Source organism: Pseudorhodoferax sp. Leaf274 (assembly GCF_001422445.1).
In the GTDB taxonomy this organism is placed as follows: Bacteria; Pseudomonadota; Gammaproteobacteria; order Burkholderiales; family Burkholderiaceae_C; genus Pseudorhodoferax.
Genome location: NZ_LMNA01000030.1, coordinates 565,030 through 590,114 on the forward strand (window position 1 = coordinate 565,030; position 25,085 = coordinate 590,114).

Annotated in this window: 24 protein-coding genes; 13 read left to right on the plus strand and 11 right to left on the minus strand. The window is 69.7% G+C overall.

Annotated elements, in window-relative coordinates; all coding sequences use genetic code 11:
* Positions 1 to 35: 35 nt before the first annotated feature.
* Entirely contained in the window at positions 36 to 575 is a 540-nt protein-coding gene (locus ASF44_RS29330) for a TRAP transporter small permease subunit (RefSeq protein ID WP_056902786.1), read from the minus strand.
* A 186-nt stretch (positions 576 to 761) separates the two neighbouring features.
* Here ASF44_RS29330 and ASF44_RS29335 point away from each other — a divergent pair, with 186 nt between their 5' ends.
* Complete coding sequence (locus ASF44_RS29335) at positions 762 to 1,976, plus strand: SUMF1/EgtB/PvdO family nonheme iron enzyme (protein WP_056902787.1); 1,215 nt, start codon at positions 762 to 764, stop codon at positions 1,974 to 1,976.
* 3 nt (positions 1,977 to 1,979) lie between these two features.
* Here the strand turns inward: ASF44_RS29335 and ASF44_RS29340 are convergent, their stop codons facing one another.
* Both ASF44_RS29340 and ASF44_RS29345 read right to left on the minus strand, forming a co-directional pair.
* Positions 1,980 to 2,549 carry a hypothetical protein gene (locus tag ASF44_RS29340; protein WP_056902788.1) on the minus strand — a complete coding sequence of 190 codons (570 nt, stop codon included), beginning with the start codon at positions 2,547 to 2,549 and terminating at the stop codon, positions 1,980 to 1,982.
* 98 nt (positions 2,550 to 2,647) lie between these two features.
* Complete coding sequence (locus tag ASF44_RS29345; protein ID WP_056902789.1) at positions 2,648 to 3,523, minus strand: NAD(P)-dependent oxidoreductase; 876 nt, start codon at positions 3,521 to 3,523, stop codon at positions 2,648 to 2,650.
* A 107-nt stretch (positions 3,524 to 3,630) separates the two neighbouring features.
* Between ASF44_RS29345 and ASF44_RS29350 the strand changes: the two genes are divergently transcribed.
* Positions 3,631 to 4,716 carry an isocitrate/isopropylmalate dehydrogenase family protein gene (locus ASF44_RS29350; RefSeq protein ID WP_056902790.1) on the plus strand — a complete coding sequence of 362 codons (1,086 nt, stop codon included), beginning with the start codon at positions 3,631 to 3,633 and terminating at the stop codon, positions 4,714 to 4,716.
* A gap of 2 nt (positions 4,717 to 4,718) precedes the next feature.
* Here ASF44_RS29350 and ASF44_RS29355 read toward each other — a convergent pair whose 3' ends face one another.
* The 7 genes from ASF44_RS29355 to ASF44_RS29385 all read right to left on the minus strand — a co-directional run bounded on the left by ASF44_RS29355 (position 4,719) and on the right by ASF44_RS29385 (position 12,810).
* On the minus strand, positions 4,719 to 5,444 hold the full coding sequence (locus ASF44_RS29355; protein WP_082525126.1) for a transcriptional regulator NanR: 726 nt from the start codon (positions 5,442 to 5,444) through the stop codon (positions 4,719 to 4,721).
* Positions 5,445 to 5,498: 54 nt separating this feature from the next.
* On the minus strand, positions 5,499 to 6,896 hold the full coding sequence (gene oiaK / locus ASF44_RS29360) for a 3-oxo-isoapionate kinase OiaK (RefSeq protein ID WP_056902791.1): 1,398 nt from the start codon (positions 6,894 to 6,896) through the stop codon (positions 5,499 to 5,501).
* Positions 6,896 to 8,158 carry a ribulose-bisphosphate carboxylase large subunit family protein gene (locus tag ASF44_RS29365; protein ID WP_056902792.1) on the minus strand — a complete coding sequence of 421 codons (1,263 nt, stop codon included), beginning with the start codon at positions 8,156 to 8,158 and terminating at the stop codon, positions 6,896 to 6,898. Before ASF44_RS29365 ends, oiaK begins: the two co-directional genes overlap by 1 nt.
* A 4-nt stretch (positions 8,159 to 8,162) precedes the next feature.
* Positions 8,163 to 9,152, minus strand: a complete 990-nt coding sequence (locus tag ASF44_RS29370; protein ID WP_056902793.1) for a TRAP transporter substrate-binding protein — start codon at positions 9,150 to 9,152, stop codon at positions 8,163 to 8,165.
* Between the two features lie 37 nt (positions 9,153 to 9,189).
* Positions 9,190 to 10,020, minus strand: a complete 831-nt coding sequence (locus tag ASF44_RS29375; protein WP_056902794.1) for a phosphogluconate dehydrogenase C-terminal domain-containing protein — start codon at positions 10,018 to 10,020, stop codon at positions 9,190 to 9,192.
* Positions 10,021 to 10,051: 31 nt separating this feature from the next.
* Complete coding sequence (locus tag ASF44_RS29380) at positions 10,052 to 11,551, minus strand: PHB depolymerase family esterase (RefSeq protein WP_056902795.1); 1,500 nt, start codon at positions 11,549 to 11,551, stop codon at positions 10,052 to 10,054.
* Between the two features lie 137 nt (positions 11,552 to 11,688).
* Complete coding sequence (locus tag ASF44_RS29385; protein WP_235579389.1) at positions 11,689 to 12,810, minus strand: helix-turn-helix domain-containing protein; 1,122 nt, start codon at positions 12,808 to 12,810, stop codon at positions 11,689 to 11,691.
* Positions 12,811 to 12,924: 114 nt separating this feature from the next.
* Here ASF44_RS29385 and ASF44_RS29390 point away from each other — a divergent pair, with 114 nt between their 5' ends.
* The 7 genes from ASF44_RS29390 to ASF44_RS29420 all read left to right on the plus strand — a co-directional run bounded on the left by ASF44_RS29390 (position 12,925) and on the right by ASF44_RS29420 (position 20,454).
* Positions 12,925 to 13,398 carry a (2Fe-2S)-binding protein gene (locus tag ASF44_RS29390; RefSeq protein WP_056902796.1) on the plus strand — a complete coding sequence of 158 codons (474 nt, stop codon included), beginning with the start codon at positions 12,925 to 12,927 and terminating at the stop codon, positions 13,396 to 13,398.
* Positions 13,399 to 13,421: 23 nt separating this feature from the next.
* Positions 13,422 to 15,794, plus strand: coding sequence for a xanthine dehydrogenase family protein molybdopterin-binding subunit (locus tag ASF44_RS29395; RefSeq protein ID WP_056902797.1), 2,373 nt, complete (start codon positions 13,422 to 13,424; stop codon positions 15,792 to 15,794).
* Between the two features lie 11 nt (positions 15,795 to 15,805).
* Complete coding sequence (locus ASF44_RS29400; RefSeq protein WP_056902798.1) at positions 15,806 to 16,597, plus strand: xanthine dehydrogenase family protein subunit M; 792 nt, start codon at positions 15,806 to 15,808, stop codon at positions 16,595 to 16,597.
* A 79-nt stretch (positions 16,598 to 16,676) separates the two neighbouring features.
* Positions 16,677 to 17,588, plus strand: coding sequence for an AAA family ATPase (locus tag ASF44_RS29405; protein ID WP_369820970.1), 912 nt, complete (start codon positions 16,677 to 16,679; stop codon positions 17,586 to 17,588).
* The gene (locus tag ASF44_RS29410; RefSeq protein WP_056902799.1) at positions 17,588 to 18,772 is read left to right on the plus strand and encodes a VWA domain-containing protein; all 1,185 of its coding nucleotides are present in this window, start codon (positions 17,588 to 17,590) and stop codon (positions 18,770 to 18,772) included. Before ASF44_RS29405 ends, ASF44_RS29410 begins: the two co-directional genes overlap by 1 nt.
* A 22-nt stretch (positions 18,773 to 18,794) precedes the next feature.
* A complete protein-coding gene (locus ASF44_RS29415) occupies positions 18,795 to 19,322 on the plus strand; it encodes a CoxG family protein (protein WP_056902800.1) in 528 nt (175 codons plus the stop codon).
* A 22-nt stretch (positions 19,323 to 19,344) separates the two neighbouring features.
* Positions 19,345 to 20,454, plus strand: coding sequence for an XdhC family protein (locus ASF44_RS29420; protein WP_056902801.1), 1,110 nt, complete (start codon positions 19,345 to 19,347; stop codon positions 20,452 to 20,454).
* Here the strand turns inward: ASF44_RS29420 and ASF44_RS29425 are convergent, their stop codons facing one another.
* The gene (locus tag ASF44_RS29425; RefSeq protein ID WP_056902802.1) at positions 20,455 to 20,703 is read right to left on the minus strand and encodes a hypothetical protein; all 249 of its coding nucleotides are present in this window, start codon (positions 20,701 to 20,703) and stop codon (positions 20,455 to 20,457) included.
* Positions 20,704 to 21,012: 309 nt separating this feature from the next.
* On the opposite strand from ASF44_RS29425, the gene ASF44_RS29430 reads away from it, so the two are divergent.
* The 4 genes from ASF44_RS29430 to ASF44_RS29445 are packed head-to-tail and all read left to right on the plus strand — an operon-like array spanning position 21,013 to position 25,083.
* Positions 21,013 to 22,320: a sugar ABC transporter substrate-binding protein gene (locus tag ASF44_RS29430; protein ID WP_056902803.1), complete on the plus strand. Its 1,308-nt coding sequence runs from the start codon at positions 21,013 to 21,015 to the stop codon at positions 22,318 to 22,320.
* Positions 22,321 to 22,339: 19 nt separating this feature from the next.
* Positions 22,340 to 23,197: a carbohydrate ABC transporter permease gene (locus ASF44_RS29435; RefSeq protein ID WP_056902804.1), complete on the plus strand. Its 858-nt coding sequence runs from the start codon at positions 22,340 to 22,342 to the stop codon at positions 23,195 to 23,197.
* Between the two features lie 3 nt (positions 23,198 to 23,200).
* Positions 23,201 to 24,037: a carbohydrate ABC transporter permease gene (locus tag ASF44_RS29440; RefSeq protein WP_056902805.1), complete on the plus strand. Its 837-nt coding sequence runs from the start codon at positions 23,201 to 23,203 to the stop codon at positions 24,035 to 24,037.
* 11 nt (positions 24,038 to 24,048) lie between these two features.
* Positions 24,049 to 25,083, plus strand: coding sequence for an ABC transporter ATP-binding protein (locus ASF44_RS29445; RefSeq protein ID WP_056902806.1), 1,035 nt, complete (start codon positions 24,049 to 24,051; stop codon positions 25,081 to 25,083).
* Positions 25,084 to 25,085 lie beyond the last annotated feature (2 nt).

Here is a 25,085-nt window from a genome sequence, read left to right on the forward strand (position 1 = left end):
GGAACGGTTCCTGGGAAGGGTCGGACGCGCGCTGCTTACTGCAGCGGTTTCTCGTAGTGGGTGTCCATGACCCTGGCGCCGCTCAGGTGCGCGAGGCGCTTGATGATCTCGGCCAGGCCCTGCAGGAACATCACGCCGAAGCCCAGCGGCATCAGCAAGGCGGCCGGCCAGCGGATCAGGCCGCCGATGCTGCCGGAGATCTCGCCGGTCTGGTACATGTTCCAGAAGAACGGAGCCGTCAGCCAGAACATCAGGCCCATGACCGGCAGCAGGAAGAACGTCAGGCCGAACAGGTCCACGTAGACCGGCCCGTGGCCCTTGAGCTTGCCGTAGACGATGTCCACGCGCACGTGCTCGTTCAGGCTCAGCACGATGGGGGCGCCGAGCATCACGGTCGCGGCGAAGAGATACCACTGGATCTCGAGCCACGCGTTGGAGCTCATGTCGAGCCCATAGCGGATGAAGGCATTGCCGGCGGAGATCAGCGCGGCGGCCAGCACGGCGATGGCCGCGATGCGGCCGATCATGCGGCTGAGCCCGTCCACGGCCAGCGCGAACTTGAGAAGTGCAGACAAGAGTCGTCTCCGGATCGAAGAAGTTGGGCGGCCGCACCGGTGGGCGCGGCAGCACGCCGGACGCTGGGGGCGTCGTCCGTTCGTGGCGGAAGCGCGCGATGATACCCGTCCCATTTGCAGGGTCTACCCTGATGGACGGGCATGCCAGCGGCACGGCGCGCAGGGCCGCCGTGCCCATAATGGCCCATGCCAACGCCCTCCGCCACCACGCTGTCCGCGTCCGTGGACACGCCCGCCTTTCGCCGCGCCGGCCGCGAGGCCCTGTCGCTGGCCCTGATGGACGCGCGCAACCACACGCTGCATCTCCTGGACCTGTGCGAGCGCCACGGCGCGGGCATGGCCGGCAGGGCGGGCGACCCGCTCTGGCTGGCCGGCCATGCGGGCTGGTTCGCCGAGAGCTGGATCGGCCGCAATCCGCAGCGCCACCAGGGGCCGGCGTGTCCGCCGCGGCCGGTGCGCCTGGCCTCCATCGAGGCGCGGGCCGAGCTGTGGTGGGGCAGCGGTGCGGAACAGGGCCCCGACGCCGCCACCACGCGGGCCTACCTGCTGGAGCAGCTGGAGAGCACGCTCGAGTTGCTCGAGAAGGCGCCCGAGGACGACGCCGGCCTGTACTTCTTCCGCCTGGCCGTGCTGCACGAGGACCAGCGCGGCGAGGACATCCTGGTGCAGGCGCAGCGCCTGGGCGTGCCGGTGCCGCTGCTGGCGCGCGAACCGCGCCGGCCGGCCGCGCCGCTGCTGGTGCCGGCCACGCGCTGGCAGCTCGGCGCCATGCCGACGGGCCTCGTGCTCGACAACGAGCAATGGGCGCATGCGGTGGAGGTTCCGGAGTTCGAGATCGATGCGCAGCCGGTCAGCTGGGCCCAGTTCGTGGAGTTCGTGGACGATGGCGGCTACGACCGTGCCGACCTGTGGCGGCCGGAAGGCTGGGCCTGGCTGGAGCGCGAGCAGGCCCTGGACGATGGCCGGCGCGGGCCGCGCTACGTGGAGCAGATCGGCGTGGCCAGCGGCGCCGTGCTGCAGCAGCGTTTCGGACGGCCGGTGCGCATGGCCGCCGAGCACAGCGCCACGCACGTGAGCTGGTGGGAAGCCGATGCCTGGTGCCGCTGGGCCGGGCGGCGCCTGCCTGCCGAGGCCGAATGGGATTGCGCCGCGCACACCGCGGCGCGGCGCGGCTTCGACTGGGGCATGGTGCACGAATGGATGGCCGGCACGCTCCAGCCCTGGCCCGGTTTCACGCCCGGCCCCTGGGCCGAGCTGAGCCAGCCCTGGATGGGGCGCGCACGGGTGCTGCGCGGCGCCTCCTTTGCCACGCGTGCGCGGCTGCACGACCGTGGCCTGCGCGGTTTCGCGCTGCCCGACAACGACTGGCGCTTCGTCGGGTTCAGGACCTGCGCGCTGTGAGGCTCAGGGCTTGGCGGCAGGTGCCGCGGCCGGCTCGGGCGTGGCGATGGCGGCATCGAGCTTCTTGCGGATGGTCGCCTCCAGCGCCTTGAGCTTGGGCTCCATGTCGCCGCGCACCTCGGGGCCGAGCTTCTCGGCCAGCGGGCGGAACATTTCATCGTTGGACTGCTGGTACTTGCGGAAGGCCGGCGATTCCAGCACGCCGATCAGCTGCTTGAGTTCGGCCTCGGAGAACTTGGCCTCCAGCACGGCACCGGTGGTGGCCGGCAGCAGGCGCACCGCGCCCTCGCGCAGGATCGGGGTGCTGTCGTCCACGAACTTGCGCACGTCGGCCTGGACATCGCGGATCAGCGCCTCGCGCTTTTCCAGCGGCACGCGCTGCTGGATCACCGCGTTGACCGACTGCATGATCGCCACGGCCGGTCGCTCGGCCAGGCCGCGCACCTGGGTCTCCACGATCGGGCGCTGCAACTGCAGCACCTTGTTGATGAGTTCCTTCTTGGCGGGGGAGGTTTCGGCATGGGCCAGGGTGCTGGCCGCGACCAGCAATGCAGCGGCGAGGATCTTGTTCAAGGCGTGGTTCCTGAAATGGGAGGGGGCGGGCGGAACCCGGCGGCGCGGGCGTACGGCGCATTATCTATACGCCCGGCGACAGCGCCGGCGCCGGCAATTCAGCGCGCCGCCAGCAGCGCCACGAGTTCGGGCAGCAGCCGCTCGCCGTTGCCCGCCTGCACGGCCGCGTCCAGTGTCTGGCGCACGCCCTGGGCCACGTCGCGCGGCGCGCCGCCGTCCTCGGCCATCTGCGTGTAGTAGCCCAGGTCCTTCAGCGCGTTGGACATCGAGAAGCGCAGGCCCGAGGTGTCCTGCGCGAGCAGGAAGGGCTTGAGCCGTTCCAGCGCCGCGCCGCCGCCGCCGCCCTTGGCCAGCACGTCGACGAAGACCTCGGGCGCGACGCCCGCGCGCTGCGCGCAGGCCGCGGCCTCGGCCAGCAGCGTGACGAAGCCCAGCGATACGTAGTTGTGCAGCAGCTTCATGCGGTGGCCGGCGCCGATCGGGCCGGCGTGCGTGATGTTCTCGGCGAAGCAGGCCAGCAGCGGCCGGCATTCGGCGAACAGTGCGGCGTCGCCGCCGACCAGCAGGTTCAGCCGGCCCTCGTGCGCCTCCTTGGGCGTGCGCGTCATCGGCGTGTCCAGGAAGCGGCCGCCCGCGGCCTGCACGGCCTGGGCCACGCGCTCGGTGGAGGTGGGCACCGCCGTGGAGCAGTCGATCACCACGGTGCCGGGCTGGAGCCCCTCCAGCACGCCGCCCGCGCCCAGCAGCACGGCCTCGACCTGGGGCGTGCCGGTCACGCACAGGACCACCACCTCGGACGCGGCGGCCACGTCCCTGGCGCTCGTCTGCGTGGTGACGCCGGCCGCCTTCAGTTCGTCCAGCGGCTGGTTGCCGGCGTGCTCGAGCACGGTGAGCGGGTAGCCGTGCCTGGCGATGTTGCGCGCGATGCCGTGGCCCATGAGGCCGATGCCGATCATGCCGATCTTCTGTTTCATGCCGTTGTCCTTGCGTGGTGGCGGGGTGGCCGGGGTGGTATGGGGGGCCTGCGGCGCGGGATTGTCTGGCATATTCGCCGGCCACAGACCAAGGAGACCCGACAGCCATGCGCAGCTACGACATCGCGACCATCGAAGGCGACGGCATCGGCCCGGAGGTCTGCCAGGCGGCGGTCACCGTGCTGGCCGAGGCCTGCGGCACCGGCCTGCTGAACTTTGCCCAGCTCGACGGCGGCGCCTTGCACTACCAGCGCACCGGCGCCGTGCTGCCGGACGACACCTTCGCCGCCTGCAGCACCATGCACGCCATGCTGCACGGCGCGGCCGGCCTGCCGGGCGTGACCTATCCCGATGGCACCGAGGTCGGCAACGACCTGCACCTGCAGCTGCGCTTCAAGCTCGACCTGTTCGCCAACGTGCGGCCGATCCGGCTGTATGCGGGCGCGCAGTCGCCGCTGTCGGGCTTCAAGCCAGGCCAGATCGACTACGTGATCGTGCGCGAGAACACCGAAGGGCTCTATGCCAGCCGCGGCGCGGGCGTCAACCTGCGCGGCGAGGTGGCGACCGACCAGCTCGTCATCACGCGCAAGGGCACGGAGCGCGTGGCCAGGTTTTCGTTCGACCTGGCGCGCCGGCGCAAGGGCGCGCCGCGCGACGGCAAGCGCCGCGTGACGGTCTGCGACAAGGCCAACATCCTGCGCAGCTATGCGTTCTTCCGTGCCGTCTGCGACGAGGTGGCGGCCGGCTACCCCGACGTGGAGATCGACTACGCCTATGCCGACGCGATCACCGTGCACATGCTCAAGAAGCCCGATTTCTACGACGTGATCGTGGCCGAGAACATGTTCGGCGACATCATTTCCGACCTGGGCGCAGGCACCGTGGGCGGCCTGGGCATCGCGGCCTCGGCCGAACTCGGCGAGCGCCATGGCCTGTTCCAGGGTGCGCACGGCTCGGCGCCCGACATCGCGGGGCAGAACCTGGCCAGCCCCATCGCCACCATCCTGTCGGGTGCGCTGATGCTGCGCTGGCTCGGCGAGCAGCACGGCGACCAGGCGCTGTCGACCGGCGCCGACCGTGTCGAGCAGGCCGTCGAGGCGGTGCTGGCCGAAGGCCGCGTGGTGCCGCGCGACCTGGGCGGCCAGGCCAGCTGCACCGAGATGACCGACGCGATCTGCCGGCGCCTGCGCTGAAGTCAGCCAGCGCCCTGCTGCTGCGCGATGCGCTGGTACATCGCGTTGGAGCGCAGCAGATGGGCGCGCATGGCCTGCTCGGCCGCGTCGCCATCGTGCGCGGCGATCGCATCGACGATGCGCTGGTGCTCGGCCAGCGTCAGCTGCTCCGCGCCGGGCGCGCGCACCAGCGGCTGGTAGTAGTCGCTGCCCCAGCGGAAGATGGCCTCGACGATGGCCGGGAAGATCGGGTTGCCGCCGATGCGCGCGATCTCGCGGTGGAAGGCCATGTCGCGGTCCAGGAAACGGTCCAGGTCCGCCAGTGAATCCCTGTGCTCGGCGATGCGCTGCTGCAAGGCCTGCACATCCTCGCGCGTGGCGCGCTCGGCCGCCATGCGCGCGGTGCCGGCTTCGAGGAACACGCGCGCGTCCTTCATGTGCTCCAGCGTGTCGGGCTGCATGCTGAGCAGGTGGCGTGCGCCGCTGCCGATCTGGCGGATCAGGTCGTCGGCCGTGGGCACCACCACGCGGGCGCGCTCGCCGTGCGAGATCTCCACGATGCCCGAGCGCTCCATCGCCTGCAGCGCCTCGCGCACGGCGGGCCGGCCGACGCCGTAGAAGTCCATCAGCTCGCGCTCGGGCGGCAGCTGGTCGCCCGGGCGGATCTCGCCGCCCTCGATGCGTGCCATCAGGCGCTCGACGACCTCCTGGTAGAGCTTGCGTTTGAGGATCGGGCCGGTAGAGCTCATGCGTAAGGCGCGGACGGGCAGGGTGGGGCGCGGTGGGTGGGCTGGGCCGGCACATTATCCGGTGGGCTGTGCAGCGGTTCCGTCGCGCACGCTGGCGAAGAAGCCGGCCGCGCCCATCTGTCCGCCCTTGAGCACGATCTCCAGGCCGTCGCGCCGTGCATCGGCCGACCATGCGCGGCACAGCGGCGCGCCCGGTGCCAGGCCCGCGGCGACCGTGAGCGCCGTGATGCCGAGCGCGGCGGCCACCTCGCCCGAGCTGTCGCCGCCGGCCACCGCGATGCGGCGCAGCGCAGGCACGCGGTCGAGCAGCGCGCGCATGGTGGCGGCCAGCACTTCGCCGGTGCGCTGGCCGGCCTGCGCGCGCGACAGGCCTGCGCTGGCAGCGGTGGCGTCGAAGGCGTGCACCGCCGGATCGTCAGGGCCGCGTGCGGTGTAGATCAGCGGGCTGGCCCCCTGCTCAAGAGCGGCGCAGGCCGCGGCGAGCACGCGTGCGACTTCGGCCTGCGCATCGGGGCCGAGCGCGCGCGCCAGGTCGAGCCGCAGCAGTGCAAAGCCATCGGCCTCGGCCTGGTCGATCTGCCGCGCCGTGACCGGCGAGCAGCTGCCGCTGACGGCGGCCATGCGGCCGGCCGGGGCGGCGGGCGGGAGCGGCACTGGGGCAGGCAGCTGGCCTTGGGAGCGCCACCAGGCCGCCAGCGCGTACTGCAGGCCGGATGAAGAGGCTGTGAACACGCCCGCGCCGCGCTGCTCCCAGGCCAGACGGCCGGCCTCGCGCAGCGTGTCGTCGTCCAGCACGTCGACCAGCACGATGGGCGGTTCGCCCGCACCGTCCAGGCACTGTGCCAGCGCGTGCGCACCGCGCCCGGCCTTGAGCTGCGTGAAGTCCACCAGCGCGCGTGCGCGCCCGGTTTGCGCGCCCAGGTGGCGGCGCAGATCGGCCTCGGCCATGGGCGTCACCGGGTGGCGCGACATGGTCGGGTGCCGGTCCAGCCGCCAGCCCTGGCCGTCGGCCACGGCGAACAGGTTGCCGAACGCCTGGTAGCGGCCCAGGCGCGGTGCGCCCACCACCATGGGCGACCAGTTGCCAGGCATCAGCGGCACGCCGATGTCGATGGCGCAGCCGATCGAGCCCGTGGTGGGCGAGGAGTCGAAGGTGGAGCAGACCTTGTACTGCAGCAGCGGCGCGCCGAGCCCGGCCAGCGCCCGCAGGGCCGGGCGCAGATGGGCCTGCATCCAGGCCGGGTCGCGGCCGCGCGACTGCCCGGCCAGGCCCACGCAGCGCGCGTGCGGAAAGCGCGCCAGAGCCGCCGCATCCGGCGTCTGCAGGAACAGCACGGTCGGCACGCCGGCGGCCGTGAAGGCCTCCAGCACGTCGGTTGAGCCGGTGAAGTCGTCGCCGTAGTAGGCCAGCAGCAGGCCATCGGGGAGTTCGGTGGGCAGGGGTTCGGCCATCACCAGAATCCCAGCGCGGCCTGCAGCGCGGTGTGCTGCCGCGCGTGTTCGGCCAGCGGCACGCCAGCCTGCGCGGCGTCCCAGGCCTGGCGCATCGCGGCCACGCCCGCGCCGATGCCGCCCGGGTGGCCCAGGATGCCGCCGCCGGCGGCGTGGATCAGGTCGCAGCCGCCCACGGCCGCGTGCGTGGGCGCGGCCTGCAGCCCGGTCTGGCCGGAGCTGAACACGGGCATGGCGGCCATGGGATGGTCGGTAAAGGCCGGCGCCAGCACCGCCCGCGCAGCGGCGATGACGCTCTCGTCCGGCTCGCTGAACTTGTTGGCCAGGCCGTTCACGTGCAGGTGGTCGGCACCGGCCAGGCGCCAGAGCAGCTGCCAGGGCGCGTAGTCCCAGCCCAGGGCCGGGCTGCGCGACAGGTAGCCCCAGCCGGCACGGTGCGCGTGGATCGGCAGCTGCGCGTGCTTGCGCAAGGCCAGCAGGCCGGCGATGCCGATGGAGTTGAGGCAGACCATCACGCAGGTGCCGCCGAGTGCGAGCACCAGGTCGTGGCGCGCGCGCATCTCGTCCAGGTCGCCCGTGATGTTGAAGGCCACCATGGCCTTGCGGCCGCTGCGCTGGGCCGCGTCGTTGACCACCTGCATCACGGCGCGCGCGCGTTCGTCGAACGGGCAGTGCGGGCCGTCGGCCTGCAGTTCGTCGTCCTTGACGAAGTCGATGCCGCCTTCCACCAGCAGCCGCACCGTGTCGGCCGTCTGCGCCGGCGACAGGCCCACGCTGGGCTTGACGATGGTGCCGATCAGCGGGCCATGCGCAACGCCGGCCAGTTGGCGCGTGCCAACGATGCCGAAGGCCGGTCCTGGCGCAGCGGCCGCAAAGGCCGCCGGCAGGCGCAGGTCCAGCAGCCGCAGCCCCGACACCTGGCGCAGCTCGAACAGGTTGCCGGCCACGGTGGACGCCAGGTTGGGCAGCGAGGGCCCCAGGTTCTCCAGCGGCCACGACAGCGTGAGCCGGCAGCGCGTGTAGCGCGCCGACACCATGCCGCCGGGCAGGCTGGGGCGGTCGCTGTGGTCGATCACCTCCAGCTGCTCCACGCGCGCACCGGAGCGCGCCTTGAGCGCGGGCGTCTCGCCCGGCACGGCCGTGAAGGTGCCGCTGGACTGCTCGCCGGCGATGACCTCGGCGGCGCGCTGCGGGTCATCGCCGGTCTCCAGCCAGTAGCTGGCGTGGATGCGGCCATCGGCCGATTCGAAGCGGGCCGCCATGCTGCTACCGGACGTCCTGGATCTTCTTGATGTTCTCGGCGCCGAACTCCTTGGCGTAGGCGGCGTAGGCGGGCTTCAGCGCTTCCTGGAAGGCGGTCTTGTCGACGTTGCGCACCACCTGCATGCCTTCCTTCTCCATCAGCGCGACGCCGTTGGCATCGTCCTCGTCGACCTTCTTGCGCTGGGCCGCGGTGCCGACCTTGGCCGCGTCGAGGAACACCTTCTTGTCGGCGTCAGACAGCTTGCCCCACAGCCTGGTGGAGACCAGCAGCAGGGCGGGCGAGTAGACATGGCCCGTCAGCGAGGCGTACTTCTGAACCTGCCAGAACTTGGAGCTGATGATGACCGGGATCGGGTTCTCCTGGCCGTCGACCGTGCCCTGCTGCAGCGCGCCGAACACCTCGGGGAAGGCCATCGGCGTGGGCAGAATGCCAAAGGTGCGGTAGCCGTCCATGTGCACCTTGTTCTCCATGGTGCGTACCTTCAGGCCCTTGGCGTCTTCGGGCTTGACGATGGCGCGCTTGCTGTTGGTCATGTGGCGAAAGCCGTTCTCGGTCCAGGTCAGCGCCACCAGGCCCTTGGCCGGGAACTTGGTCAGCAGCTCCTGGCCGATCGGGCCGTCGAACACCTTGCGCGCATGGTCGTAGTCGCGGAACAGGAAGGGGATGTCGACCACCTTGATCTCGGGCACGAAGTTTCCGACCGGGCCGGTCGAGGTGATCACCGCGTCCTGCGTGCCGAGCTGCACGGCCTCGATCTGCTCGCGCTCGCCGCCCAGGGCCGAGCTCGGGAACTGCTGGCACTTGTAGCGCGCCTGGGTGTTCTTCTCGATCTCGGCGCAGAAGGTGGTCGAGCCGACCCAGTAGTGCGAATCCTTGGCCGGCGTGTAGCCGATCTTGAGCACGGTCTGGGCCGAGGCGCCGACGGCGAGCAGGGCCAGGGTGGCGGCGATGCCGGTGCGGGCGAGCGTGAGAGCGGGGTTGATCTGGGGCATGCGGTGTCTCCTTGGTTTTCGTTGTGGACTGTGGCCGTCAGGTGATGCGCCGGATGCTCTCGGCGATCTCGTCGCGTTCGAACACGCCCTTCCAGTCCTCGCGCATGAGCCGCGGCTTGCCGAAGGTGATGGCCTTGTTGCAGGCGTCGGAGAACTGGCCCGGGATCTCCTTGAAGATCACGGCCGACAGGATGGTCATGTGGCCGAGCAGGAAGTCGCGCGCCGCATCGGCCGGCACGCCGCGGCCGACCACCTCGTCCATGGCCTCGCGCATCACGTCCAGCAGCGTGGCGCAGACGGTTTCCGACAGGCCGGGCTCCAGCAGCGCCATCTGCTCCACCGTCACGCGGTACGAGCGCAGGATGGGCGCGTAGATGGTCCTGGCGATCTCTTCGCCGAGGTCGAAGTCGGCCGGCGTTCCCTGCATCAGCGCGCTGACGACCGACTGCGGCGCGTGGCCGCCGCCGAAGAAGTCGGGCAGGCCGTCCTTGCGCAGCTCGGCGCTGAAGATCGGCGGGTGGCAGGGATGGGCCACGAAGTACGCCAGGTCGGCCCGCTCGGGCAGGTGGCCCGCGAACGGCGCCGCGGCATCGAGCAGCATCACCATGGTGCCGGGCGCCAGCTGCGGCGCGATGGCATGGGCGATCTTGCCGATCAGCGTGTCGGGCACGGCGAGGATGACGACCTGCGCGCCGTCCAGCGCCGCGGCCTGCTCCACGCATTCGATGCCGGCTTCATCGCGCAGCCGTTGGCGGCCGGTCTCGCCCACCTCCACATGGCGCACCGCAAAGCGCGAGCCTTGCAGATTCCTGGCCAGCCGCACGCCCATTTTTCCGCCTGCTCCGAGCAGGGCAATCGTCGTCGTCATCGTGTCTCCTGTTGCAAAACGGGGTGGTGTTTCAGCGCGCCTTGCGCACCTGGCGGAACATCCAGTCGATCATGTCCTGGTCCTTGTACGAGGCCTCCCACGAGAAGTGGCCGTTGCGCGTGACCATGCCGAGTTCGCGGAAGTTGTCGCCGTTGCCGTACTGGTACTCGGTGTAGTGCACCTCGGTGCCGCTGTGCTGGTTGGCCGCCAGGTAGTTGCGCACCAGCGGCGTGCTGCGCGTCATGGCACCGGCCGCAGGTGTTAGCCGGCCCGTGGCGTCGACCTGGGCCTTGCCCGTCAGCGCGCTGAAGGGCACGCGCGAGCCGAGCCGGCTGACCACCGGGTCGGTGTCGGTGTGGCCCAGCCACACCGGGATGGCCACGTGGCGGTAGTCCACCGCCTGCAGCTCGGCGACGAGGCGGGCCTCCTTCTGGGCCGGCGTTTCGTTGGCCACGGGGGCGAAGATGCTCTTGGGCACGCCGTTGAAGATCGCCGCCGCGGCGAACTTGCGCGAGATGGCGGGGTTGGCGTCGGTGATGATCTTCCACGAGCCCATGCCGCCCATCGACAGGCCGGTCAGGTACAGCCGGTCGGTGTCGATGGCAGGGTTCTCGGCGATGACCTTGTCGACCAGCGCCAGCAGCAGCTTCATCGTGTCGGTGCCGCGCCTGCCGCCTTCGCCGTTGGCATCGAGCGTGTCGCGCGCGGGTGCCTGGGGCACGAGGACGAAGCTCCTCTCGGGTGCGCGGCTGACCCAGGCCACGCCCCCCTGGTTGGCCTGCAGCGGCGACTTCACGTCGGCCCGGAAGTCCGTCGGAAAGTGCGCGTAGTCATGGCTCTGGCCAGAGCCGTGCAGGAACAGCACCAGCGGAATCTTGGCGCCGGCCGGCAGCTCGGCAGGCTTGTAGAAGTTGTAGCCCAGCGACTTGGTGAGAGGGTTGGCGGGCATCTCGAACACGCCCTGCACGAAGTCGTCGGCGACCAGCATCTTGCTGCCGGCCTGCTGGAAGGTCGCGCCGGCCTTCAGCAGTTCGACCGTGGAGCCCGGCTGCTTGGCCGAGGCATTCGGCGCGAAGAAGTTCAGGTCGTGCTGCAGCCGCACCTCGTAGACCATCTTGTCCTGGTACGGAATCATCTGGCGGATGCCGGGGTTGAAGCCGGCGTACCACGACGACGCGTTGAGGTCGTCCGGGTCCATCTCCACGATCACGTAGCGGCCCTGGCTGGCGCTGCCGATCTCCGGCTTGGCGCTGGTGTAGGCCTTGGTGACGGTGCGCGGCGCCTTGGCCACCGCGCTGTTGGCGATCAGCTCGCCGGCATAGGTCTTCACGGGGAGCAGTTCGGCGTTGACCTGGAAGGCGTTTTCCAGCCGCCACTGCAAGGGCAGATCACGCCCGACATCGATGGCCACCGCCACGACACGCGGATTGGCCTCGCGCACGGTCGAGAGCAGCGTGAACGGGTAGCTCTGGGCCTGCGCCAGGCCCGAGGCACAGACCAGTGCCGCCAGCGACAGCAGTTTCTTCAGCATCGTGGATGTCTCCTCCAGCAGCCCGGTATGGGCTTGTGTTGTGGCCTGATGGTATGACGACTAGGCCAGAATCTGGGCGACTTGAGGGTAAGTCCCAGGATTCCTGAGATTCGCCGGCCGTGCGCCGGAGCGCCGGCTCAGCGCCGGCCGAGCTTGCGGTACACCGTCGCGCGGCTGATGCCCAGCCGGCGCGCAGCCAGCGCCACGTTGCCGCGCGCCGCATCCACGGCCTGGCGGATCAGCGCATCCTCGACCGTCTTGAGCGGCAGCGGGGCCTCGCCCGCATCGCGCCGGTCGGCCGCGTGCGCCTGCGCCCACAGCCGCAGGCCGGACCACAGCGGCACGTCGAACGGCCCCCCATGCAGTGCGGCGTCGAACAGGCTGGCGTGGGGCATGGCGAACAGTGCATCGGCGTGCACCGCGGCGTTGTGCGGCGCCAGCGCCAGCATGGCGCGCGCCGCCGGGTTGGCGGCCACCACCAGGCCGTCGCCGTCCAGGCCGAGCAGGCCGTCACTGTCGCCGCCGGGCAGGGCGCCGGGCCAGCTCAGCCGCAGCGCCAGCGCATGGGGCACGGCCAGCGCCAGCGCGTTGTCGATGCTGCAGGCGGCCTGCGCCGCCAGGTGCTGCAGCTCGGGCCGTTCGGCCACGTCGATGCCGGTCAGGTCCAGCATGCCCGCGAGTTGCCCATCGGCCCCGCGCACGGGCGCACCGGCGCAGCTGTAGGCGCCCGTGTCGGCGAAGAAGTGCTCGGCGCGGTGCAGCCAGACCGGCTGCTGCTCGAACAAGGCGGCGCCGATCGCCGTGGTGCCCACGCGCTGCTCGGACAGGTCGGTGCCGATGCGCGTGATCAACACAGCGCGGCGGTCACTGCGGTCGATGGCGCCATGCGCGTCGACCACCACGCCCTGGGCGTTGGTCAGCAGCGCGAAGTAGCGCGTGTGCGCCAGGGCCTGCGCCACGCGCTCCAGCACCGGCCGCGCCGCGGCCACGAGCCGGCGGTTGTGCTCGGCGGCCGCACGCGCCTGCACGGGCGAGACGGCGTCGAAGTCCAGCGCCTGCTCGGGCCGGTGGCCGGCCGCCAGGCAGCGCTGCCAGGAGCGTTCGATCCACGGCGCCACCAAGCCCTGCAGGGCGGGCACGCGCTCGCCCAGCACCTGTTCGCGCGCGCGCCGGATCGGCTCGGTGCGGTCGGGCAGGGGAGGCGGTGACGACTGCAGCATGGTCTTGGTGGCGGCGCGCGCATTGTGCGGCTGTTTCATTTTGAGAATATGTTCGGCGGGCGCGCGTGTCCAAGGGTTTCGCCTAGGTGTTGTACCGTGGTGCCTCCCAACAATGCGTGCGGACCCCACACCCCACAGATGGAGAAACATCCTATGCAGGTACAACTGACGGTCAACGGCAAGCAGGTTTCGGTGGACGTGCCGCCCAACACCCTGCTGGTCCAGACGATCCGAGAACACCTTCACCTGACCGGCACGCACGTCGGCTGCGACACCGCCCAGTGCGGCGCCTGCACCGTGATCCTGAACGGCCGCGCGGTGAAGTCCTGCAACGTGCTGGCCGCGCAGGTGGCCGGTGCCGAGATCACCACCATCGAAGGCCTGGCCAAGGAAGACGGCACGCTGCACCCGATGCAGGCCGCGTTCAAGGAATGCCACGGCCTGCAATGCGGCTTCTGCACCACCGGCATGGTGATGAGTGCGGTCGACCTGTGCACCCACCATCCCGAGGCCGACGAGACCGAGATCCGCGAGCTGCTGGAAGGCAACATCTGCCGCTGTACCGGCTACCAGAACATCGTCAAGGCCGTGGCGCTGGGCAAGGCCAACATGGCCGCCACGGCCTGAAGAATCGGGAAGAGAGGCACACCATGGGCGCCCCCGACTTCGCCAAGCTGCCGCACATCGGCGAGGCCCTCCAGCGCAAGGAGGACTACCGCTTCCTGACCGGTGCAGGCAACTACACCGACGACATCCACCTGGCACACGAGAGCCAGGCCGTGTTCGTGCGCTCGCCGCACGCGCACGCCACGATCGCGCGCATCGACACCACCAAGGCCTCGGCCATGCCCGGCGTGGTGCGCATCTTCACGGGCAAGGACGTGGAAGGAAAGATGGGCGGGCTGCCCTGCGGCTGGCTCATCACATCGACCGATGGCCAGCCCATGAAGGAGCCGCCGCACCCCATCCTGGCCCAGGGCAAGGTGCGCTACGTGGGCGACCATGTGGCGATGGTGGTGGCGGCCACGCTGGAGCAGGCCAAGAACGCGGCCGAGGCGGTGGAGGTCGACTACGACGTGCTGCCCGCCGTCATGAAGATGGCCGACGCGGCCAAGGGCCCGGCGCTGCACGAGGCCGCACCCGACAACCACTGCTACAAGTGGGCCATCGGCGACAAGGGCCAGGTCGACGCCGCGTTCGCCAACGCCGCGCACGTCACCAGGCTCGATCTGACCAACAACCGGCTGGTGCCCAACGCGATGGAGCCGCGCGCGGCCATCGGCAGCTACAACCGCGCCAGCGACGAATACACGCTGTACGTGGCCAACCAGAACCCGCACGTCGAGCGCCTGCTCATGACGGCCTTCGTGCTGGGCCTGCCCGAGCACAAGGTGCGCGTGATCGCGCCCGACGTCGGCGGCGGCTTCGGCTCCAAGATCTTCCTGTACGCCGAGGACGTGTGCCTGACCTGGGCCGCCAAGCAGCTCAACTGCAGCATCAAGTGGACGGCCGACCGCAGCGAGGCCTTCCTGTCCGACGCGCACGGCCGCGACCATGTGAGCCACGCCGAGATGGCGATGGACAAGGATGGCAAGTTCCTGGCCATGCGCGTGCACACCGACGCCAACCTGGGCGCCTACCTGTCGACCTTCTCCACGGCCGTGCCCACCATCCTGTACGCCACGCTGCTGGCCGGCCAGTACACCTGCCCGCAGATCTACGTGGAGGTCGATGCCTGGTTCACCAACACCGCGCCGGTCGACGCCTACCGCGGCGCCGGCCGGCCCGAGGCCACCTACCTGCTCGAACGCCTGGTCAGCCGCTGCGGCTGGGACATGGGGCTGGGCCAGGACGAGATCCGCAAGCGCAACTTCATCAACCAGTGGCCCTACCAGACGCCGGTGGCGCTGCAGTACGACGTGGGCGACTACCTGCAGTGCATGACCAAGGCGCAGACGCTGGCCGACGTGGCCGGCTTCGACGCGCGGCGCCAGGCCAGCGAGGCCAAGGGCCTGAAACGCGGCATCGGCTACAGCAGCTACATCGAGGCCTGCGGCATCGCGCCGTCCAACATCGCGGGTGCACTGGGCGCGCGCGCCGGCCTGTTCGAATGCGGCGAAGTGCGCGTGCACCCCACGGGCAGCGTCACGGTGTTCACCGGCTCGCACAGCCATGGCCAGGGCCACGAGACCACCTTCGCGCAGGTGGTGGCGGCGCGCCTGGGCATTCCGGTGGAGAACGTGGACGTGGTGCACGGCGACACCGGCCGCGTGCCCTTCGGCATGGGCACCTACGGCTCGCGCTCGATCTCGGTCGGCGGCGCGGCCATCATGAAGGCGCTGGACAAGATCGAGACCAAGGCCAAGAAGATCGCCGCGCACCTGATGGAAGCTTCTGATGCCGACATCGAGTTCGCCAACGGCGAGTTCACGGTCAAGGGCACCGACAAGAAGATCCCGTTCGGCCAGGTGGCGCTGACGGCCTACGTGCCGCACAACTACCCGCTCGACAAGCTGGAACCGGGCCTCAACGAGACCGCCTTCTACGACCCGACCAACTTCACCTTCCCGGCCGGCACCTACATCTGCGAGGTGGAGGTCGACCCGGCCACCGGCGTGGTGCGCGTGGACCGCTTCAGCGCGGTGGACGACTTCGGCACCATCATCAACCCGATGATCGTGGAGGGCCAGGTGCACGGCGGCATCGTGCAGGGCATCGGCCAGGCGCTGATGGAGAACTGCGTCTACGACGAGAACACCGGCCAGCTGCTGACGGGCTCGTTCATGGACTACGCCATGCCGCGCGCGGACGACTTCCCGCTGTTCAAGCTCGACACCGTGTGCACGCCGTGCACGCACAACCCGCTCGGAACGAAGGGCTGCGGCGAGGCGGGGGCCATCGGCTCACCACCGGCCGTGATCAACGCCGTGCTGGATGCGCTGGCGCCGCTGGGCGTCAAGGACTTCGACATGCCGGCCTCGCCCGCGCGCGTCTGGGAAGCCATCCAATCCGCCAAGGCCTGAGGGAAAACAACATGTACGCATTCACGATCGAACGCCCGGCCAGCGCGGCCGACGCTGCCAAGCTCGCCGCCGCGGGCGCCCGCCCGCTGGCTGGAGGCCAGACCCTGCTGGCCTCCATGAAGCTGCGGCTGGCCGACCCCGGCCAGCTGGTCGACCTGGGCGGCATCGCCGACCTGGCCGGCATCAGGAAGGAAGGCGACGCCATCGTCATCGGCGCCATGACGCGCCACCTGGCCGTGGCCAACAGTGCCGAGGTGCAGGCCGCGATCCCCGCGCTGGCCGACCTGGCCAGCCACATCGGCGACCGCCAGGTGCGCGCCATGGGCACGCTGGGCGGCTCGGTGGCCAACAACGACCCTTCGGCCTGCTACCCCAGCGCGGTGCTGGCCTTGGGCGCCACGGTCATCACCACGCAGCGCGAGATCGCGGCCGATGATTTCTTCACCGGCATGTTCTCGACCGCGCTGGAAGAGGGCGAGCTGATCACCGCGATCCGCTTCCCGACGCCGAAGCGCGCGGCCTACCTCAAGTTCAAGCAGGCGGCCTCGCGCTTCGCGCTGGTGGGCGTGTTCGTCGCCCAGTTCGACAGCGGCGTGCGCGTGGCCGTGACGGGTGCGTCCAGCTGCGTGTTCCGCCACGCCGAGCTGGAGGCCGCGCTCACCAAGAGCTTCACGCCCGAGGCGGCCGCGGGCGTGAAGATCGACGCGACCGACCTCAACGCCGACATCCACGCATCCGCCGCCTACCGCGCCAACCTGGTCAGCGTGCAGACGCAGCGGGCGGTCGCCAAGGCACTCGGATAAATTCCAGACCAGAGCGTGCTGCCAGGCCCCGTACCCGCGGGGCCTTTTTCCTTGCATGCCACCTGCGTGAGGCCGTGCCTTGAGTTCTCCCTCGATTCCTCTGTTCGCCACCATCGACGCCCTGTCGGCCGCACTGGCCGAGGTCGGTTACTTCGCCGACCGACGGCTCGCCACGGCCGTGTTCCTGGCCTTGAAGCTGGAGCGCCCGCTGCTGCTGGAGGGCGAGCCCGGCGTCGGCAAGACCGAACTGGCCAAGGCGCTCTCGACCGCCTTGCAGCGCCAGTTGCTGCGCCTGCAGTGCTACGACGGCCTGGAGCAGCGCGAGGCCTTGTACGAATGGAACTACGCCGCCCAGCTGCTGCACATGCGGGCTGCGGAAGGTCACGAAGATTCCGCCACCTTGGAGCGCGAGGTCTACCAGCCGCGCTACCTGATCCGCCGCCCCTTGCTGCAGGCCCTGCAGACCCCCAGCCCCGGCGCCGTGCTGCTGATCGACGAGGTCGACCGCGCCGACGAGCCCTTCGAGGCCTTCCTGCTCGAGTACCTGGGCGAGTACCAGGTCAGCGTGCCCGAGATCGGCACCATCCGTGCGTTGGTCAATCCGGTGACCATCCTCACCAGCAACCGCACGCGCGAACTCAACGACGCCGTCAAGCGCCGCTGCCTGTACCACTGGCTGGACTACCCCGAGCGCGAACGCGAACTGGCCATCGTGCGGGCGCAGGTGCCCCAGGCCAGCGAGGCGTTGTCGGCCCAGGTGGCCGAGGTCGTGGGCCGGCTGCGCAGCGCGCCGTTTGCCGACGCCTTCCAGCGCGCACCGGGCATCGCCGAAAGCGTGGAGTGGGCCAAGGCGCTGGTTGCGCTGGACACGCTGGCCGTCGACCCCGAGGTCATGGCCGACACCGCCGGCATCCTGTTCAAGCAGCGCGAGGACGTGGCTGCGCTGACGCAGGACATGGCCACCGCGCTGCTCAAGCCACTGGACGCCTGATGCTGCTCGGCGACGCACGCCGCGGCAAGCTGGCCGACAACATCGGCGGCTTTGGCCGCACGCTGCGCCGCGCCGGCATGCGCATCGATCCGGCGCGCATCGCACTGGCGCAGGAGGCCGCGCTGCTGGTCGATATCGGCCGCCGCGACGAGCTGGCGCATGCGCTGGAGGCCGTGATGCTCAGCCGCGAGCAGGACCGCGGCGTGTTCCGCGAGCTGTTCGACGCCTACTTCCGCAACCCCGACGTGGCCAACAAGCTGCTCGCGCAGATGCTGCCCACCAGCGAAGGGCGGGCCGAGCCGAGCAAGCGCCGCCCGCGCGTGAACGAGGCGCTGTCGCCGCAGCGCGCCTTCGCGCAGGCCGTGCCGCCCAAGAAGGACGAGGACAAGATCGACTTCGACGCCGCGATGACGGCCAGCGGCCTGCAGCGCCTGAAGCAGGCCGACTTCAACACCTTGTCCGCCAGCGAGTACCGGCTGGTGGAGCGGCTGGCGCGCGACATCGCGCTGCCTGTTCCCGAGGTGCCCTCGCGCCGCCTGCGGCCGGGCACACGCGGTGGCCGCTTGCACTGGGCCGGCGTGCGGCGCGAGGCCGCACGCACCGGCGGCGAGATGATCCGCCTGCCGCGGCTGGCCCGCCGCAGCCAGCCGCTGCCGCTCCTGGTGCTGGTCGACGTGTCCGGCTCCATGGAGCGCTATGCGCGGCTGCTGCTGGCCTTCCTGCACGCGGCCACGCGCGGCCTGCCGCGCCGCGACGTGTTCGCCTTCGGCACCCGCCTCACCGACCTCACGCCCACCTTCCGCCATGCCGACACCGACGACATGCTGGCCGACGCCGGGCAGCGTATCGCCGACTTCGCCGGCGGCACGCAGCTGGGTGCCAGCCTGCAGACGCTGCGCCACGACCACGCCCGCCGCCTGGTCGGCCGCCGCACGCTGGTGCTGCTGGTCAGCGACGGACTGGACACCGGCGAGCCGGCCGTCCTGGCCGAGCACCTGGGCTGGCTGCGCCGGCGCTGCCGCCGCCTGCTGTGGCTGAACCCGCTGCTGCGCTTCGACGGCTACGCCCCCATCGCGCGTGGGGCTGCCCAACTGCACCGGCAGGCGCACGCCATGCTGGCGGTCCACAATCTGGAGCGCTTGCAGGACCTGGCGCGCAGCCTCGCGCAACTGATGAAGCACTGAACAACAACCCAGAGGATCCACCATGGAAATGCAAGGCAGCCGCCAACTCGCCGTGACCCAGCAACAGGCCTGGGACGCGCTCAACGACCCTGAGGTGCTCAAGCTCTGCATCCCCGGCTGCGACAAGGTCGAGGCCACGGGCGAGAACCAGTACGCCATCGGCATGGCGCTCAAGATCGGTCCGGTCTCGGCCAAGTTCGGCGGCAAGATCGTGCTGACCGACATCGTGGCGCCGGCCAGCTACACCATCGCCTTCGAAGGGCAGGGCGGTGTCGCCGGCTTCGGCAAGGGGTCGGCCAAGGTCAACCTGGTGCCCAACGACGAGGGCTGCGAACTGCAGTACGCGGTGCAGGCCCAGGTCGGCGGCAAGGTCGCGCAACTGGGCCAGCGGCTCATCGACGGCGCGGCCAAGTCGCTGTCGGAAGACTTCTTCAAGCGCTTCGACAACGAGATGCGCAAGCGCCACGGCGTGGCAGACGACGCGCCGGAGAAAGAGAAGGCCGGCTGGCTGGCCAAGCTGACCGGCAAGGGCAAGGACAAGGACGCCTGATCCCCAGGCCAAGGACACCGCGATGGAAAACCTCGACGTGATGGTGCTGCGTGGCCTGCGCGACTGGCGCCGGGCCGGCAAGCGAGCGCTGCTGGCCACGGTGGTGCGCACCTGGGGCTCGTCGCCGCGGCCGGTGGGCTCCATCATGGCGTTGAACGAAGACGGCGCCGTGCTCGGCTCGGTGTCGGGCGGCTGCATCGAGGACGACCTGATCTACCGCTACACCCAGGCCTATGCCTCGGCCGCTGCCGGCGCACAGGCACCGGCGGGCGATGCCACGCACAGCATGCCCTCCGGCCCGCCGGCCTTCGTCAAGTACGGCATCACGGCCGACGAGGCGCACCGCTTCGGCCTGCCCTGCGGTGGCACGCTGGAGCTGCTGCTCGAACACGACCTGGACGCCGACAGCCTGGCCGCATTGGTGACCGCGCTGGAGGGCGGCCGGCTGATGCGCCGCAGCGTGCGCCTGGCCGATGGCCAGGTCCGCACCGAGCCCGCCGATGCACCGGCCGAACTCAGCGTGGACGCCGACGAACTCGCCAACACCTTCGGCCCCGAGTACCGCATGCTGCTGATCGGCGCCGGCCAGCTGACCGAGTACCTGGCCACCATGGCGCTGTTCTCGGGCTTCGCGGTCACCGTGTGCGACCCGCGCGAGGAGTACCGCGGTGCCTGGTCCGTGGCGGGCGCCACGCTGCTGCGCGACATGCCCGACGACGTGGTGCGCGACTTCCGCCCTGACCAGCGCAGTTGCGTGGTCGCACTCACGCACGACCCCAAGCTCGACGACCTGGCATTGCTGGAAGCGCTGGAAACAGAGGCCTTCTACGTCGGTGCCATCGGCTCGCGCCGCAACAACGAGGCGCGCCACCAGCGCATGGTGGAGCACTTCGAGCAGACCGATGCCTCGCTGGCCCGGCTGCGCGGCCCGATCGGCATCTACATCGGCAGCAAGACGCCGGCCGAGATCGCGGTCAGCGTGATGGCCGAGATCCTGGCCGTGAAGAACGGCGTGCAACTGCCGCGCGACATGGCCGTGACGCATGCCAAGAACGCGCGGGGCATCGCGGCGAACGAGGACGAGCAACAGGCCCTGGCGGACCCGGCGGCGCAGTGCGCGGTGCCGCGCTGATCAGCCCTGGCCCAGCATCCGCAGCGCCTTCTCGCGCGAGCGAAAGCCCAGCATCGCGCAGACCACCGCCTGGCCGTCCAGGTGCTGCAGGCGGGCGCCGCCCACGTTGAAGAACTTGCCCGCCAGCACGTCGCCGGCACGCACGCTGGCGCCCTTGATGAATTGGAGGATGGCGCAGCGGCCACCTTCGATTTCGAGGACCAGGCGGCCCGCCGTTGCAGCGACCGCGATGACGATGCCTTTTTGCATGCGTCCCAGTGTAGGCAGGGCGTATGACAGCGGTGTAACGCCCCCGGTGCCGATAAGCCTTCCGCAGAGTGGGGCACCAGCCCGGCACTGCAGGCGCTGCACGGGATGCATGAACGCCTGCCCGGCGCCGCGTGCGCGCGACCCGGCCTGCCCAACTGACCCACAAGCCTGATGCTCCATGCTTTGGAACCAGGGAATATCCGGGGTTCATTGCGCATAAAAGTATCAATGTTGGGCTGATTAGGTATAAGGCCCGCAACGCCAAGTCTCCAGAATCGCGGCACACCCGATTCCATGACAGGAGACACCATGCAGCGTTTCGTCCGCACCGCCCTCATCGCCGCCCTGGCCACCGCCGGCCTGGCCGCGCAGGCCCAGGAACTCGTCATCGCCACCGTGAACAACGGGCACATGATCGAGATGCAGAAGCTCACGCCCGAGTTCGAGAAAGCCAACCCCGGCATCAAGCTGAAGTGGGTCACGCTCGAGGAGGGCACGCTGCGCCAGCGCGTGACCACCGACATCGCCACCAAGGGCGGCCAGTTCGACGTGATGACCATCGGCCTGTACGAGGCGCCGATCTGGTCCAAGAAGGGCTGGCTCAAGCCGATCGCCACCGATGCCGCCTACGACGTGGACGACCTGCTGCCGGCCATCCGCGAAGGCCTGTCCTACGAGGGCAAGCTCTACGCCGCACCGTTCTATGCCGAGAGCTCCATGCTGATGTACCGCAAGGACCTGGCCGACAAGGCCGGCGTGCAGCTCGGCGAGCAGCCGACCTGGGAGCAGGTCAAGGCCTTCGCGGCCAAGGCGCACGATCCCAAGGCCGGCGTCTACGGCATCTGCCTGCGCGGCAAGCCGGGCTGGGGCGACAACATGGCGCTGCTCACCACCATGGTCAACACCTGGGGCGGCCAATGGTTCGACATGGCCTGGAAGCCACAGATCGATTCCAAGCCCTGGAAGGACGCCATCACCTTCTACGTCGACCTCATGAAGCAGTACGGCCCGCCCGGCGCGTCGGCCAACAGCTTCAACGAGAACCTGGCGCTGTTCAACGAGGGCAAGTGCGCGCAGTGGGTGGATGCGACCATCGCCGCGTCCTTCATCAGCGACCCCAAGCAGTCCAAGGTGGCCGACAAGGTGGCCTTCGCCCAGGCGCCCACCGCCGTCACGCCCAAGGGCGCCAACTGGCTGTGGTCCTGGAACCTGGCGATCCCGTCCAGCTCCACCAAGAACGAGGCCGCGCAGAAGTTCATCCGCTGGGCCACCTCCAAGGACTATGTGAACCTGGTCGCCAAGACGCATGGCTGGCATGCCGTGCCGACCGGCACGCGCAAGAGCACCTACGCCAACCCCGAGTTCCAGAAGGTCGCGGTGTTCGCCGCGGCGGAGAAGAAGGCGATCGACTCGGCCAACCCGAACGACAGCACGCTGCCCAAGTCGCCCTACGTCGGCGTGCAGTACGCCGCCATTCCCGAGTTCCAGGCCATCGGCGTGGGCGTGGGCCAGCAGATGAGCGCGGCCCTGGCCGGCCGTTCCACGGTGGAGCAGGCGCTCAAGACCTCGCAGACCCTGGCCGAGCGCGAGATGAAGAAGGCCGGCTACTACAAGTAAGCGCAGGCGGGCCTTTCCCATGAACCGGCTGTTGCCCCGGGCCCTGATGGCCCCTGCGGTCGTCACGCTCCTCCTCTGGTCGATCGTGCCGCTGCTGATGACGCTGTACTTCTCGTTCGTCAGCTACAACCTCATCCAGCCCGGCGAACGCCCGTTCGCGGGGCTGGAGAACTTCGAGTACTTCGTCACCGATCCGGACTTCTGGCCGGCGGTGGGCAACACGCTGGTGCTGATCGGCAGCGTGATCCTCATCACGCTCATCGGCGGCGTGCTGCTGGCGCTGCTCGTCAACGACCCGTTCCCGGGCCAGGGCATCGTGCGCGTGCTGCTGATCTCGCCCTTCTTCGTCATGCCCGCGGTCAACGCGCTGCTGTGGAAGCACATGATGATGAACCCGATCTACGGGGTGCTGGCCAACCTGTGGAAGTTCTTCGGCGCCCAGCCGGTGGACTGGCTGACCGACCTGCCGCTGTTCTCGGTCATCGTCATGGTGGCCTGGCAGTGGCTGCCGTTCGCCTGCCTGATCTTCATCACCTCGCTGCAGTCGCTGGACCGCGAGCAGATGGAGGCCGCGCGCATGGACGGCGCCACGGCCGTGCAGCGCTTCTTCTACCTGACGTTGCCGCACCTGGGACGGGCCATGGCGGTGGTCATCATGATCGAGATGATCTTCCTGCTGTCGGTGTTCGCCGAGATCGCGATCACCACCAGCGGCGGGCCGGGCAACGCCAGCACCAACCTGACCTACATGATCTTCAAGCAGTCGCTCCTGAACTTCGACGTGGGCGTGGCCTCGGCCGGCGCGCTGTTCGCGGTGGTGCTGGCCAACATCGTGGCGGCCTTCCTGATCCGCATCATCGGCAAGAACCTCGACTGAACCATGCAAGCCAGCACCCCTCCCAACACCTTCTGGCCCACCGCGCTGCGCACGGTGGCGGCCTGGTCCCTGGCCCTGCTGCTGTTCTTCCCGCTGGGCTGGCTGTTCCTGACGGCCTTCAAGACCGAGCTGCAGGCCATCGCCGTGCCGCCGCTGTTCGTCTTCGAGCCCACGCTGCACAACTTCGCCGAGGTGCAGAGCCGCAGCGACTACCTGCTCTATGCCAGGAACTCGCTGATCGCCAGCGTGGCATCGACCATCCTGGGCCTGGCCATCGCCGCGCCGGCCGCCTACTCGATGGCCTTCTTCAAGACGAAGTCCACGCGCGACATCCTGATGTGGATGCTGTCGACCAAGATGATGCCGGCCGTCGGCGCACTGGTGCCGATCTATGTGCTGGCGCAGAGCGCCGGCATGCTGGACACGCTGCCCGCGCTGATCCTCGTGTTCACGCTGTCCAACCTGCCCATCATGGTGTGGATGCTCTACACGAACTACAAGGAGATCCCGGGCGAGATCCTGGAGGCCGCGCGCATGGACGGCGCCAACCTGTGGACCGAGTTCCGCGAGGTGGTGTTGCCCTTGTCCGTCGGCGGCCTGGCCTCGTGCGGCCTGCTGTGCCTGGTGCTGAGCTGGAACGAGGCCTTCTGGGCCCTGAACCTCACCTCGGCCAAGGCCGGCACGCTGGCCACGCTGATCGCCTCGTACTCCAGCCCCGAGGGCCTGTTCTGGGCCAAGCTGTCGGCCGCGTCTCTGATGGCCATCGCGCCCATCGTGGTGTTTGGCTGGTTCTCGCAAAAGCAACTGGTGCAAGGCCTGACCTTCGGCGCCGTCAAGTAAAGGGAGTCCCCATGTCCTACCTGGAACTCAAGAACGTCAAGAAGAGCTTCGGCGACGCCCACATCATCAAGGGCGTCGACCTGCAGATCGAGAAGGGCGAGTTCATCGTCTTCGTCGGCCCCTCGGGCTGCGGCAAGTCCACGCTGCTGCGGCTGATCGCGGGCCTGGAGCCCATCACCAGCGGCCAGCTCATGCTCGACGGCCGCGACATCACGTACGCCCCCTCGGGCAAGCGCGACCTGGCCATGGTGTTCCAGAGCTACGCGCTCTACCCGCACATGAGCGTGTACGACAACATGTCGTTCGCGCTCAAGCTGGCCAAGGTCGATGCGGCCGAGATCAAGACCAAGGTCGAGCGCGCGGCCGCGCAGCTGAACCTCACCAACTACCTGCAGCGCACGCCCAAGGAACTGTCGGGCGGCCAGCGCCAGCGCGTGGCCATCGGTCGCGCCATCGTGCGCGCGCCCAAGGTGTTCCTGTTCGACGAGCCACTGTCCAACCTGGACGCCGCGCTGCGCGGCAACACCCGCGTGGAGATCAAGAAGCTGCACGAGTCGCTGGGCGCCACCACCATCTATGTCACGCACGACCAGGTCGAGGCCATGACGCTGGCCGACCGCGTGGTGGTGCTCAAGGACGGGCTGATCGAGCAGGTCGGCTCGCCGCTGGACCTGTACGACCGGCCGGCCAACCGCTTCGTGGCGCAGTTCATCGGCATGCCGTCCATGAACATGCTGCCGGCGCAGGCGCTGCCCGGCATCGCGCAGATGACGCAGGGCCGGCTGCCCATCGACGGCTTCCTGGGCGTGCGGCCCGAGGGCGTGCGCGTGCTGCCCACCACCCGCAGCGGCCTGCAGGGCCGCGTGGACCTGATCGAGGCGCTGGGCTCGGACACGCTGATCCATGTGGACGTGAACGGCGTGAACCTGATCGCGCGCCAGAACGAGCGCACGCACCTGGAGGAGGGCGACGTGGTCGGCGTGGAGATCGATCCCGCCGTGCTGCACCTGTTCAACCGCGATGGCCGCACGCTGGCCGCTGCCTGAGC

What these genes read in the sequence shown, in the direction of transcription:
- ASF44_RS29355 (WP_082525126.1), bottom strand. Translation starts at nt 5,444, where the DNA reads ATGAGCTCTACCGGCCCGATCCTCAAACGCAAGCTCTACCAGGAGGTC.
- ASF44_RS29385 (WP_235579389.1), bottom strand. Translation starts at nt 12,810, where the DNA reads ATGAAACAGCCGCACAATGCGCGCGCCGCCACCAAGACCATGCTGCAG.
- ASF44_RS29435 (WP_056902804.1), top strand. Translation starts at nt 22,340, where the DNA reads ATGAACCGGCTGTTGCCCCGGGCCCTGATGGCCCCTGCGGTCGTCACG.
- ASF44_RS29430 (WP_056902803.1), top strand. Translation starts at nt 21,013, where the DNA reads ATGCAGCGTTTCGTCCGCACCGCCCTCATCGCCGCCCTGGCCACCGCC.
- ASF44_RS29335 (WP_056902787.1), top strand. Translation starts at nt 762, where the DNA reads ATGCCAACGCCCTCCGCCACCACGCTGTCCGCGTCCGTGGACACGCCC.
- ASF44_RS29380 (WP_056902795.1), bottom strand. Translation starts at nt 11,551, where the DNA reads ATGCTGAAGAAACTGCTGTCGCTGGCGGCACTGGTCTGTGCCTCGGGC.
- ASF44_RS29390 (WP_056902796.1), top strand. Translation starts at nt 12,925, where the DNA reads ATGCAGGTACAACTGACGGTCAACGGCAAGCAGGTTTCGGTGGACGTG.
- oiaK (WP_056902791.1), bottom strand. Translation starts at nt 6,896, where the DNA reads ATGGCCGAACCCCTGCCCACCGAACTCCCCGATGGCCTGCTGCTGGCC.
- ASF44_RS29400 (WP_056902798.1), top strand. Translation starts at nt 15,806, where the DNA reads ATGTACGCATTCACGATCGAACGCCCGGCCAGCGCGGCCGACGCTGCC.
- ASF44_RS29415 (WP_056902800.1), top strand. Translation starts at nt 18,795, where the DNA reads ATGGAAATGCAAGGCAGCCGCCAACTCGCCGTGACCCAGCAACAGGCC.
- ASF44_RS29350 (WP_056902790.1), top strand. Translation starts at nt 3,631, where the DNA reads ATGCGCAGCTACGACATCGCGACCATCGAAGGCGACGGCATCGGCCCG.
- ASF44_RS29370 (WP_056902793.1), bottom strand. Translation starts at nt 9,152, where the DNA reads ATGCCCCAGATCAACCCCGCTCTCACGCTCGCCCGCACCGGCATCGCC.
- ASF44_RS29345 (WP_056902789.1), bottom strand. Translation starts at nt 3,523, where the DNA reads ATGAAACAGAAGATCGGCATGATCGGCATCGGCCTCATGGGCCACGGC.
- ASF44_RS29420 (WP_056902801.1), top strand. Translation starts at nt 19,345, where the DNA reads ATGGAAAACCTCGACGTGATGGTGCTGCGTGGCCTGCGCGACTGGCGC.
- ASF44_RS29375 (WP_056902794.1), bottom strand. Translation starts at nt 10,020, where the DNA reads ATGACGACGACGATTGCCCTGCTCGGAGCAGGCGGAAAAATGGGCGTG.
- ASF44_RS29440 (WP_056902805.1), top strand. Translation starts at nt 23,201, where the DNA reads ATGCAAGCCAGCACCCCTCCCAACACCTTCTGGCCCACCGCGCTGCGC.
- ASF44_RS29395 (WP_056902797.1), top strand. Translation starts at nt 13,422, where the DNA reads ATGGGCGCCCCCGACTTCGCCAAGCTGCCGCACATCGGCGAGGCCCTC.
- ASF44_RS29365 (WP_056902792.1), bottom strand. Translation starts at nt 8,158, where the DNA reads ATGGCGGCCCGCTTCGAATCGGCCGATGGCCGCATCCACGCCAGCTAC.
- ASF44_RS29425 (WP_056902802.1), bottom strand. Translation starts at nt 20,703, where the DNA reads ATGCAAAAAGGCATCGTCATCGCGGTCGCTGCAACGGCGGGCCGCCTG.
- ASF44_RS29410 (WP_056902799.1), top strand. Translation starts at nt 17,588, where the DNA reads ATGCTGCTCGGCGACGCACGCCGCGGCAAGCTGGCCGACAACATCGGC.
- ASF44_RS29445 (WP_056902806.1), top strand. Translation starts at nt 24,049, where the DNA reads ATGTCCTACCTGGAACTCAAGAACGTCAAGAAGAGCTTCGGCGACGCC.